The organism is Herbaspirillum sp. NPDC101396 (assembly GCF_044767365.1).
GTDB lineage: Bacteria > Pseudomonadota > Gammaproteobacteria > Burkholderiales > Burkholderiaceae_D > Herbaspirillum.
The window spans coordinates 250,517-261,808 of the sequence record NZ_JBIWNT010000002.1; the positions used below are offsets into that span (position 1 = coordinate 250,517).

The window sequence follows — 11,292 nt, forward strand, 5'->3', positions numbered from 1 at the left end:
CGTTATCTTGAGCACTCCCTCCCCTCCAATTCATCACCCCCCTGAGGATTGGATTTAACCCGCGCGCCGCAAGGCCGCGGGTTTTTTTCTGGGCGACGCTGATAGCGTGAACGGCGCGTCAGACTTCTTCGGAACGATCGTGCGGCGCGGTCTGCAGGATGGCCGCCGGCGGATACAATTGCAGCGCGTTATGCAGCTTGCCGATGGCGCGGCACATGTCTTCGAAGCCGCTGGCTTCCACTTTCGATTTGAACTGGTAAATCGTGCCGTCGACCCAGACTTCGCGCTCGGCTTCTCTGAGTATGTTCATGTTTGTCTCCATCTCATTTTTGTGAGGGAATGGTAGCACGGTGGTCCGGCAGCGCAATACGGTGGCGGTTTTTGCGACACATCATTGGATCCTTCTGCAGCTTGTTCATCTGCTGAAAAATGCAAACCGGCGCTATACCGACGCACTTTTTCACGTCGCCTGCAGAGCCTGAAAACAACTGCTAAGATGCCCCTCTGCCCGATGCCGCAGAGCAGCATCTTTCCCATTTTTCAGGAGTCTTCATGTCGCAAACCAACCCACGCGTTGCCGATCATCCCATCGATCCACAATTCCTGAACCGCTGGTCGCCGCGCGCCTACACCGGCGCCGACATCTCCGAAGAAACCGTGCTGAGTTTCCTCGAAGCCGCACGCTGGGCGCCGTCGTCCTACAATTCGCAGCCATGGCGCTTCGTCTACGCGCGTCGCGGCACGCCGCAATGGGACAGCCTGCTGGGCTTGCTCAACGACTTCAACCGCAGCTGGGCGGACAAGGCCTCGGTGCTGATCATCGTGTTGTCCAAGACCACCTTCACGCCGCCCGGTGCCGCTGCGCCGGGACCTGCGCCGACACATTCCTTCGACGCCGGTTCGGCTTGGGCCTACCTGGCGCTGCAAGCGAGCCTGTCGGGTTGGCATGCACACGGCATGGCAGGTTTCGATAAGGAAAAAACCCGAACCGAACTGGGCATTCCCGCTGACTTCGCCATTGAAGCTGCAGTTGCGATCGGTAAAATCGGCGACAAATCGATCCTTCCGGAAGGCCTGCAAGCCCGCGAACTGCCGTCTCCGCGCGAGCCGCTGAGCAAATTGGCGTTTGAAGGTAAATTTCAGGGTTAATTTGTAGAAAAGTACTGGAATTCCTGGAAAAGCTCCGCTATAATTGCGGTCTTTCAGCGAGACTGAAAACCAGATCTGGAGTGGTAGTTCAGTTGGTTAGAATACCGGCCTGTCACGCCGGGGGTCGCGGGTTCGAGCCCCGTCCGCTCCGCCAAAACACAAACGCCTGCTTAGTGCAAACTAAGCAGGCGTTTTTGTTTGTATTTTCATATTCATGCCCGAAGGGCATGCATTATGCGGAGCGGAGAGAGCCGCCTGCGCGGCTCTCGGCGGGGCTCGAAGGGATTCGCTTGCAAGCGAATCGGCGGCCTGCGGAACGTAGGCGAGCCCCAATGCCCCGCAAAAGTAAAAGCCCCGCTTAGTGCAAACTAAGCGGGGCTTTTACGTCGTACAAGAGTCAAAGAGTTTAGTCGAGTTTACTTCCCCTTCCTCTCCGTACTCAACTGCTCAATCACATGCCGCGGCGCCTCGGCATAATGCTTGAACTCCATCGTGTAAGTAGCGCGCCCCTGCGTCGCCGAACGCAAGGAAGTCGAGTACCCGAACATCTCCGACAGCGGCACTTCGGCCTTGATGATCTTGCCGCCGCCACCGGCAATTTCATCCATGCCCTGCACCATGCCGCGTCGTGACGAGAGATCGCCCATCACGCTGCCGGCGTAGTCTTCCGGCGTTTCCACCTCGACCGCCATCATCGGCTCCAGCAGCACCGGATTGGCCCGGCGCATGCCTTCCTTGAACGCCATCGAACCGGCCATGCGGAAGGCATTTTCGTTCGAGTCGACGTCATGGTAAGAACCGAAGGTCAGCGTCGCACGGATGTCGACCACCGGATAACCGGCCAGCACGCCGCTGCCCAGTGTTTCCTGGATGCCCTTGTCGACCGCCGGAATGAATTCGCGCGGCACCACGCCGCCCTTGATGGCGTCAACAAACTCGTAGCCTGTACCAGGCGGCAGCGGTTCCAGCTTCAGCACCACGTGGCCGTACTGGCCGCGTCCGCCGGATTGCTTGACGAATTTGCCTTCGACATCTTCAATCGTCTTGCGAATCGCTTCGCGGTAAGCCACCTGCGGCTTGCCGACGGTGGCTTCGACGTTGAACTCGCGCTTCATGCGATCGACCAGGATTTCCAGATGCAGCTCGCCCATGCCGGAAATGATGGTCTGGCCCGATTCCTCATCGGTACGCACGCGGAACGATGGATCTTCCTGCGCCAGGCGATTCAGGGCGATGCCCATCTTTTCCTGGTCGGCCTTGGTCTTCGGTTCCACTGCCTGCGAAATCACCGGCTCAGGGAAGACCATGCGTTCCAGGATGATCACGTGATCCGGATCGGTCAGCGTGTCGCCGGTGGTGACATCCTTCAGCCCGACCGCAGCCGCGATGTCGCCTGCATACACTTCCTTGATTTCCTTGCGCTCATTCGCATGCATTTGCAGGATGCGGCCGAGGCGTTCCTTCTTGCCCTTGATCGGGTTGTAGACGGTGTCGCCGGAATTGACCATGCCCGAATACGCACGGAAGAAAACCAACTGGCCGACGAACGGGTCGGTCATGATCTTGAACGCCAGCGCCGAGAATTTTTCGTCATCGGAAGGGTGGCGTTCAATCTCATTGTCGTCTTCATCGTGACCCTTGATCGCCGGCACGTCGATCGGCGACGGCAGGTAATCGATCACGGCGTCGAGCATGGCTTGCACGCCCTTGTTCTTGAAAGCGCTGCCGGCCAGCATCGGCACGATCTCGCCGGCGATGGTGCGCAGGCGCAGGCCGTGCTTGACGTCTTCTTCGGTCAGCGGCGTGCCGCTGAGGTATTTTTCCAGCAGCTGTTCATTGGCTTCGGCGGCCTGTTCGATCATCTTGTCGTGCCACTCGCGCGCAGTCTCTTCCAGCTCGACCGGAATCGGCTGGTATTCGAACTTCACGCCCTGGCTGGCTTCATCCCAGATGATCGCTTTCATCTTGACCAGATCGATCACGCCCTGGAAATGGTCTTCCGCACCGATCGGAATCTGGATCGGCACGGCATTGCCTTTCAGGCGGTCGCCGATCTGTTTCTGCACGCGGAAAAAGTCCGCGCCGATACGGTCCATCTTGTTGACGAAGGCCATGCGCGGCACGCCATATTTGTTCGCCTGGCGCCACACGGTTTCGGATTGCGGCTGCACGCCGCCGACCGAGTCGTAGACCATGACCGCGCCGTCGAGAACGCGCATCGAGCGTTCGACTTCGATGGTGAAGTCGACGTGGCCCGGCGTGTCGATGATGTTGATGCGGTGTTCCGGATAATTGCCGGCCATGCCTTTCCAGAAGGCGGTGGTGGCCGCGGAGGTGATGGTGATGCCGCGTTCCTGCTCCTGCTCCATCCAGTCCATGGTCGCAGCGCCGTCATGCACTTCGCCAATCTTGTGATTGACGCCGGTATAAAACAGGATGCGCTCGGTGGTGGTGGTTTTACCGGCATCGATGTGCGCACTGATACCAATGTTCCGGTAATGTTCTATACGGGTCTTGCGTGTCATGACATTTTCCTTTTCGTTGCATCGTTGGATGGAACCGGCAGAAAGCAATCGCGGCGGAGTCACATTATGCGCATATTTTTGCATCCTATGCTGTCCGCCGTACTGGCTGATCGGCGCTGAAAGTCCGAACTGCAATTCTTCCCAGGTTCTTCTGGCGGCTTTCTTTCCTGCAAGACAACAGCAAGACCGGAAGCCTGCGCATCATCATAGTTTGTATTTATGTAATGCGTGTTACATAATAGATTTTCACTGAAAATCTTGTCAAGGTATTTTTGTAATTCAAGTTATATTAAGCTACACTGGGCGTTGATATCCCATGCAGTCGTTGTAAAAAAGGAGAATTCCCATGCAGCAAACAAGAGGGCGGCCGCGCAGTTTCGACCGAGACGAAGCGTTACGCCTGGCAATGCAGGTTTTTTGGAACAAGGGTTACGAAGGCACCACCATGGCCGACCTGACGGCCGCCATCGGCGTCAAGGCGCCGAGCCTGTACGCCGCGTTCGGCGACAAGAATGCGCTGTTCCGCGAAGCCATCGATTTCTATTCGGCAACCACCGCCATCGGGCCGATCAACGCCTTGAAAGAGGGCAAGGGCATGCGCGAGGATTTGCACAACATGTTGCAAACCAGCGTCGCGTTGTATGCCGACCCGGCCAACGGCAAGGGCTGCATGGTGGTCGTCTCGGCCATCAATTGCGCCCCTGAAAATGCCGCCCATGCCGAAGAAATGACGGTGCGCCGCCAGAAGAAGCGGCAGGAGCTGGTCAAGCGTTTCCGCAAGGCGCAGGAGCAGAATGAAGTGAGCGCCGACGCCGACATCGACGGCCTGGCCGATTTTTACACCGCCGTCCTGCACGGCCTGTCGCTGAGCGCGCGCGACGGCGTCAGCTGCGAGCGTCTGGCCGGCACCATCTGTCACGCCATGAAGGCGCTCGATGCGGTGCTGGTTACGCCGAAGAAAAAGCGCACAGTGCAATAGACAGCAGAATTCCGCAGCGCCATCAAAAACGCCGGGCCGATCTTGCGATCGCCCGGCGTTGTTCGTTGGCGGAATTGGCAGAGACGAATCAGGCCGCAGCAGCCAGTGCCGCAGAGCCGTCGTTCTCGCGCAATTGTCCACCCAGCGCTTCGATCAGGTCGGCCAGCATCTTGCTGACTTCCCCGGTCATCAACATGAAGTCGCTGTCAAAACGCTCGTCGTCGTTCTTCGATGTGACGTCGCTGTCTTCCTTCAACACGTCCAGCGGCGTGATCTTCTTCACGCTCAGGTTTTCGGTCAGCACGAACGACACGCGGTCGTTCCAGGTCAGCGCCAGGCGCGTGCATTGCTTGCCCGATTCGATGTGGCGCTGCACGTCTTCCGGCTCCAGCGTGTGGCGCACGAAGCGTACGGTCGCCTTGCTGTCGCCGCTGGCACGCAGTTCGGTGTCCTGATCGACGGTGAAGCCGCTCGGCGCTTCGTCCGAGGCCAGCCAGTCGGTCATCGACGACAAGGGTGAGCGCACCGTGCGCAGCGTTTCCAGCGGGAACTTCGGGATCGCCTTGAGCAGCAGCTTCAACACTTCTTCAGCCTTGCCGGGGCTGCCGGCATCGACGATCAGCCAGCCGTTGACCGGGTCGATCCAGGTCCAGGTGCTGCGCACGATGCTGAAGGCGCGCGGCAGCAACTCATCGGTGACCTGCTCTTTCAATTCCTTGGTCTGCTTGCGGCCCGGCGCGAAACCTTGTTGTTCTTCCAACTCGGCGGCGCGCGCCTTGGTCACCTGATTGATCACGGTGCTCGGCAGCAGTTTCTTTTCAGTGTCCAGCTTGAGCAGGAACTGACGATTGACGACATGCACCAGGCGTTCGTTGCCGCGCGGCGAAACCCAGCCCTGCGACTGCATTTCCAGGCTGGAGCAGGCGGCAAAGGCCTGCGGAGCGAGATTGGATTCGAGCTGGTCGGCGCTGATGGCCCAAGGGGCCGGAAGGCGATAAATCTGAAGGTTCTTAAACCACATGGCGTTCTGGCAAAAGCGTCCATTTTACACGCAGCTTGAGGGGCCTCCGATATTCCCGCCGACTTTATCTGCGTGCGCTGGCGCAGGCCGCATGCAGCCTGATTCGGCTATTCGAACCCGAGTTCGCCTTGCGAAAAATCCTCGCGTTCGGGCGCGCCGTCGTTCTTCGACAGGGCTCCCACGCGCACGCCCAGCAGCCGGATGCGCTGCTCCAGCGGCACCCGCCGCAGGCATTCGCCGGCGGCGCGCCGGATCGCGGCGGGGTCGTTCACGGATGCCGGCAAGGTGACATCGCGCGTCACCGTAGAGAAATCGGCGTAGCGCAGCTTGATGCCGATGGTGCGTCCAAGATAACCCTTGCGGTGCAGGTCTTCCGACACGCGCGTGCACAGCGCGGTGAAAATTTCGGACAGCTTGTCGCGGTCATGACGCGCATGCAGGTCGCGCTCGAAGGTGGTTTCGCGGCTGATCGACTTCGGCTCCGAGCTGGTCGTGACCGGCCGGTCATCGATGCCTTGCGCAACATTGCCGAGCCAGGCCGAATAGCTGCGGCCGAAATGATCCTGCAACAGGCCGGCGTCGGTGCGCGCCAGGTCGCCGATGGTGAGGATGCCGAGCGCGGTCAGCTTCTCGGCCGCCTTGGGACCGATGCCGTTGATCTTGCGCGCCGGCAGCGGCCAGATGCGCGTGGGCACGTCGGCCATGGTCAGGATGGTCAGGCCGTTGGGTTTTTCCAGGTCTGAGCAGATTTTGGCGAGCAGCTTGTTGGGGGCGATTCCGATCGAGCACGACAGACCGGTGGTTTCGTTGACGGCGTTCTTGATGCGCGTGGCCAGTGCGCGCGTTTCTTCGTCGTGTTCGCTGAGGTCGATGTAGATTTCATCAATCCCGCGATCCTCGATCAGCGGGGCGATACTCGCAACGGCCTTCTTGAACAGCCGGGAATAGTGACGATAAGAATCGAAATCCACCGGCAGCAGGACGGCGTCGGGCGCCAGCTGCGCCGCCTTCATCATGCCCATGGCGGAAAACACGCCGAGAGCGCGCGCTTCATAGGTGGAGGTAGTGATGACACCACGCCCGACGTAGTCGCGCAGGATGGAAAACTCGCGCGTACCGTCTTCGCGCATCACCGGCTGGTGCACCGAGCGGCCGCCGATGACCACGGCCCGGCCGCGCAATTCCGGATAGCGCAGCAACTCCACCGATGCATAGAACGCATCCATGTCGAGGTGCGCAATGCGGCGGGCGTTGGCAGTCATGAAGTTCGGTTGAGATAACTTGAGCACGGCGCATTGCCGTACGCCGCATCAATAATGCGGTGGTCTTTCATTCTCGATGCTGCGCGGCTCGCTTGCACTGTTGGCGGCGTCCTTCACCTGCCGCGCCAGCGCGGTCAGCAGTTTTTCGAGCTCGTCGATTTTCTTTTGCTGCTCGTAGACAATCTTGTTGAGTGTATCGACGGTATCTTCCTGATGCGTCAGTTTCAGTTCGATGTCGACCAGACGTTCTTCGTCGATCATGGTGTGTTCTCCTGTGCGGCCGGCGTGTCGCCGAGCCAACGTAATGCGCCTTGTGCGGCCTTGCGACCGCTGGCGAAGCAGGCGGTCAGCAGGTACCCGCCGGTCGGCGCTTCCCAATCCAGCATCTCGCCGGCGCAGAATACGCTCGGCGCCTGACGCAGCATCAGGTGATGTTCATCCGCGTCCTGCATCGCCTCGAATGGTACACCGCCGGCACTGCTGATGGCTTCGTCTATCGGCCGTGGCGCGCGCAATTTGACCGGCAACTCCTTGATCGCCTGCGCCAGCTTGTGCATATCCTGGAAATCTTCCGCGCTGGTGCATTCGCGCAGCAGCGCCGCCTTTGCACCCTTGAGTTTGAGCCGGCTCTGCAGATTGCTGGACATCGAGCGGGCGCCGCGCGGATGTTGCAGCTCGCTCAGTACGCGCGCCGGCAGCCAGTCCGGCAGCAGATCGAGATACAGCGTGGCCGGCGCGGACGGCGTGATGGCGTCGCGCAAAGGCGCAGACAGGGCATAGATCAGGCCGCCTTCGATGCCGGTATCGGTGATGATGCATTCGCCCTGGCGGCGCAGCGGTGTGCCGTCGCTGAGGATGACGGTGGCGGCGACGGTTTTGAGCGGTTCGCCGGCGGCGCGGCTGCGGAAATGCTCGCTCCAGTCGACGTCGAAGCCGCAGTTCGACGGCCGCAGGGGCGCCAGATCGACGCCGCGTTCGGCCAGCAGCGGCATCCATGCGCCATCCGAGCCGAGGCGCTTCCAGCTGCCGCCACCCAGCGCAAGAATGGTGGCCGCTACGGCTGCGGTCGTGGAAATTTCACCTTCGGGCGTGGCGAAGCGCAACTTGCCATCCGCATCCCAACCTTGCCAGCGATGCCGCATGTGGAAGCGCACACCCGCTTCGCGCAGGCGATGCAGCCAGGCGCGCAACAGCGGCGCGGCCTTCATGTCGGTCGGGAAAACACGTCCGGAACTGCCCACGAAGGTGTCGATTCCGAGTCCGTGTATCCACGTGCGCAAATCTTCGGGCGTGAAATCCTTGAGCAATGCGGCAACTTCATTGCGGCGCGCGCCGTAGCGCGAGAGGAAGCCGTCGAGGTCTTCCGAATGGGTGATGTTCATGCCGCCCTTGCCGGCCAGCAGGAACTTTCGGCCCACCGAAGGCATGGCGTCGTAGAGGTCGACCTGCACGCCGGCCAGCGCCAGTACTTCGGCGGCCATCAGGCCGGCCGGACCACCGCCGATGACGGCGACCGGGGCAGTGCGAGCGGGGTCAGTGGCGGGATGGGGCACTGTATTTCTTTTCCAGTCTGGCCACCAGCATGGCCAGGCAAATCGTCATGCTGAAATACACCACCGAAATCGTGATGTACGGCTCCCAGTAGCGCGAATAACTGCCTGCCACGGTGCGCGCGGCGTAGGCTAGTTCTGCCAGGCCGATGGTCGACACCAGTGAGGAATCCTTGAGCAGCGTGATGGCTTCATTGCCCAGCGGCGGCAGCATGCGGCGGAACGCCTGCGGCAAAATGATGTAGCGCATGCGCAGGCGATAGCCCATGCCAAGACTCGATGCCGCATAGCTCTGGCCGCGGTCGATCGACTGGATGCCGGCGCGGAAGATTTCGGAGATGTATGCCGCAGCATTGAGCGACAAGGCCACGATGCCCGACACGAATGCGCCGTAATCCTGCTTGATGGTGCGCGCCAGTTCGCCGGAAATCAGCAGGCCGTTGTCCTGGTGGATCAGCACCGGCATCACGGCGAAATGGATCAGCAGGATCTGTACGAACAACGGCGTGCCGCGGAAGAAGGCGACGTAGAAGCCGGCGATCCACTTGGTGACGCGCAGGATGTATTTCCACACGCCGTGCCGCACGTCGGCCAGCCGCAGCATGCCCAGCAGGAGGCCCATCACGGTGCCCGCGACAATGCTGATCACGGCCACTTCGAGCGTCATGAAGAAGCCCTTGATGAACAGCGGCGCGTAGCCTTCGATGATGCTCCAGCGGAAATCCATGGCGGAAAATTGTATGGTGGACATGAAAAATGCGCAATCCGGCGGACTGCGCATTTGTCGGGATTATACCGTAGCGCCGCCGCCGCACTGTGATTGCGGCGGCTGCACTACGGCCTGCAAAGATGTTATTTCTTGGCGCCGAAGTACTGCGTGCTGATCTTGTCGAAAGTGCCGTCGGCCTTCAGGTCGGCCATGCCCTTGTTGACCTTGTTGAGCAACTCGGTGTTGCCCTTGCGCACGGCGATACCGTAATACTCTTTCGGGAAGTTGGCGTCCGACACGGTGCGCAGCTTGCTCGACGGATTGTTGGTGATGTAGTTCTTGACCACGGCGTCGTCGGCGACCACGGCGTCAACACCGCCGGTTTCCAGTTCCTTCAATGCCAGCGGGGTGGAGTCGAGGCGCTTGATGTTGGGATTGTTCTTGCCCAGCAATTGCTGCACGATCTCGTCGCCCGAGGTCGCGCTCTGCACGCCGACCTTGAGGTTCTTGAGGTCGTCGAACTTCTGCACCTTGGCGTCGGCTGCCGGCACTGCGATCAGCTGGCTTGCTTCGAAATACGGCTCGGAGAAGTCGACGGTCTGCTTGCGCTCGTCGGTGATGGTGATGGCGGAGATCAGCAGGTCGCGATCGCCTTGCGCCAGGAAGTTGAAGAAGCCTTCGAACGGCGTCGGCACGAACTTCACTTCGATGCCGATCTTTTGCGCCAGCGCCTTCATCACGTCGATATCGAAGCCGACCACTTCCTTCTTTTCGTTTTCCGCCGAGAACGGCGCATAGGCGGACTCCACGCCGACCAGGTAGACCTTGGCGGCAGCGGCGGCGGGCGCTTGCGCTGCTTCGTCTTTCTTGCCGCAAGCGGACAGTGCGGCGACGGCGGCGACCAGCGCCAGTGCAGGAGCGAATTGCTTGAAGTACTTGTTCATGACCAACCTTGTAAAAATAGGAACAGCAGATGAAAACAGGGCCCGGGTAGGCCGCCGCCGCGCAAGCGCATCGGGGTGTCGGAAAGGGGAGGATTGTAAACGTTTACGGTCCGGTTCAACGCCATTTGCAGCGCAAAATAAGGTGCAATCGCGTTTTCGATGCGCGGATATTGAAAAATGTGCAACAAATGTGGGAGGGCGAGGGCCTGTCCGCCGTACAGGGGCGGACAGCTAAAGCCGGCAGCCTATTGCTCAGGGCGTCGGACGGTCTGGAAAATGTATTTGAGGGCATCGCCGATGGTCGATTCCCACACCGGCCAGGCATGGGCGCCGTTGACGATGCGCAGTTCGGCCGGTTGCTTGTTCTTGCGCAGCAGCGCATAGAACTGGGTGGCTTCGCTCTCGATCATGAAGTCGTCATCGTCGCCGGAGTTGATGTACATCGGCACTTTGATGTTCTTCTTCAGGAATTCGTCCCACAGCGCCGGATAATTGTGCGCCTTCCAGATGGCCGGATCGAAGTCGGGTGAGCCGAACACCTTGACGAAGCGCGCCGATGAGGTGGCAGGCGGCTCCGGATTATAGATGGCCGGGCTCAGCAGCGCGGCGGCCTGGAATTTTTCCGGATACTTGAGCGCAAAACGCATGGCGCCATAACCGCCCATCGACAGCCCGCCGACCAGGCGACCGTCGCGTCCGGTCAGGGTGCGAAAGCGTTTCTGCACTTGTGGAATCAGATCGGCAAAAAAGGCGGTCTCGACTTTTTCCTTGAGGTCAACGAACCAGGTGGTGCCGGCGTCCGGCATGATGATGATAGCCGGGGGAATATCGCCGGAGGCAATCAGCGCGTCGGCAGTGGCCTGAATGCGTCCCTTGACCGGCCAGTCATTGCGATGGCCGTCATTGCCGTGCAGCAGATACAGCACCGGGTAACGCAGGTTGGATGTTTCATAGCCGGTCGGCAGGTAGACGTTGTAGTTCCATGCGCGTCCCAATGCGGGCGACTGGAATTCGACGTTGGTGATGCTGCTCGCCTGTGCGCCGGCAGATGCCAGCAATAGCATTGTCAGCAGCGCAAGTAGTGAACGATATGACCGGGCAAGCGGTTTCCTGAAAATGGACAGCATGTCTTCTCCTCCTTATTGTTGTCGGA

Annotated in this window: 11 protein-coding genes and 1 tRNA gene; 3 read left to right on the plus strand and 9 right to left on the minus strand. The window is 60.1% G+C overall.

The window, feature by feature from the left end:
* Positions 1–118: 118 nt before the first annotated feature.
* Entirely contained in the window at positions 119–310 is a 192-nt protein-coding gene (locus ACIROY_RS06105; protein ID WP_053195427.1) for a hypothetical protein, read from the minus strand.
* Between the two features lie 242 nt (positions 311–552).
* Between ACIROY_RS06105 and ACIROY_RS06110 the strand changes: the two genes are divergently transcribed.
* Together ACIROY_RS06110 and ACIROY_RS06115 are read left to right on the plus strand one after the other, a co-directional pair.
* On the plus strand, positions 553–1,149 hold the full coding sequence (locus tag ACIROY_RS06110) for a nitroreductase family protein (protein WP_402277319.1): 597 nt from the start codon (positions 553–555) through the stop codon (positions 1,147–1,149).
* Positions 1,150–1,226: 77 nt separating this feature from the next.
* Positions 1,227–1,303, plus strand: a tRNA-Asp gene (locus ACIROY_RS06115).
* A gap of 262 nt (positions 1,304–1,565) precedes the next feature.
* Here ACIROY_RS06115 and fusA read toward each other — a convergent pair.
* Complete coding sequence (gene fusA, locus ACIROY_RS06120) at positions 1,566–3,674, minus strand: elongation factor G (protein WP_402340533.1); 2,109 nt, start codon at positions 3,672–3,674, stop codon at positions 1,566–1,568.
* A gap of 346 nt (positions 3,675–4,020) precedes the next feature.
* On the opposite strand from fusA, the gene ACIROY_RS06125 reads away from it, so the two are divergent.
* Positions 4,021–4,653 (plus strand): TetR/AcrR family transcriptional regulator, encoded by a 633-nt coding sequence (locus tag ACIROY_RS06125; protein ID WP_402277315.1) that lies wholly within the window; start codon positions 4,021–4,023, stop codon positions 4,651–4,653.
* A gap of 88 nt (positions 4,654–4,741) precedes the next feature.
* On the opposite strand, the gene ACIROY_RS06130 is transcribed toward ACIROY_RS06125, so the two are convergent.
* From ACIROY_RS06130 to ACIROY_RS06160, 7 genes are all read right to left on the minus strand, one after another.
* A complete protein-coding gene (locus tag ACIROY_RS06130) occupies positions 4,742–5,674 on the minus strand; it encodes a recombination-associated protein RdgC (RefSeq protein ID WP_402340536.1) in 933 nt (310 codons plus the stop codon).
* 107 nt (positions 5,675–5,781) lie between these two features.
* Positions 5,782–6,936, minus strand: coding sequence for a DNA polymerase IV (gene dinB, locus ACIROY_RS06135; protein ID WP_402340539.1), 1,155 nt, complete (start codon positions 6,934–6,936; stop codon positions 5,782–5,784).
* A gap of 48 nt (positions 6,937–6,984) precedes the next feature.
* Positions 6,985–7,197 (minus strand): SlyX family protein, encoded by a 213-nt coding sequence (locus ACIROY_RS06140; protein ID WP_116434429.1) that lies wholly within the window; start codon positions 7,195–7,197, stop codon positions 6,985–6,987.
* The gene (locus tag ACIROY_RS06145; protein ID WP_402340542.1) at positions 7,194–8,489 is read right to left on the minus strand and encodes a TIGR03862 family flavoprotein; all 1,296 of its coding nucleotides are present in this window, start codon (positions 8,487–8,489) and stop codon (positions 7,194–7,196) included. The genes ACIROY_RS06140 and ACIROY_RS06145 overlap by 4 nt, the downstream gene beginning before the upstream one ends.
* Complete coding sequence (locus tag ACIROY_RS06150; protein ID WP_402341383.1) at positions 8,470–9,213, minus strand: amino acid ABC transporter permease; 744 nt, start codon at positions 9,211–9,213, stop codon at positions 8,470–8,472. The genes ACIROY_RS06145 and ACIROY_RS06150 overlap by 20 nt, the downstream gene beginning before the upstream one ends.
* A gap of 125 nt (positions 9,214–9,338) precedes the next feature.
* Positions 9,339–10,139 carry a basic amino acid ABC transporter substrate-binding protein gene (locus ACIROY_RS06155; RefSeq protein ID WP_402277309.1) on the minus strand — a complete coding sequence of 267 codons (801 nt, stop codon included), beginning with the start codon at positions 10,137–10,139 and terminating at the stop codon, positions 9,339–9,341.
* Between the two features lie 245 nt (positions 10,140–10,384).
* A complete protein-coding gene (locus ACIROY_RS06160; protein ID WP_402277307.1) occupies positions 10,385–11,266 on the minus strand; it encodes an alpha/beta hydrolase in 882 nt (293 codons plus the stop codon).
* Between the last annotated feature and the right edge of the window lie 26 nt (positions 11,267–11,292).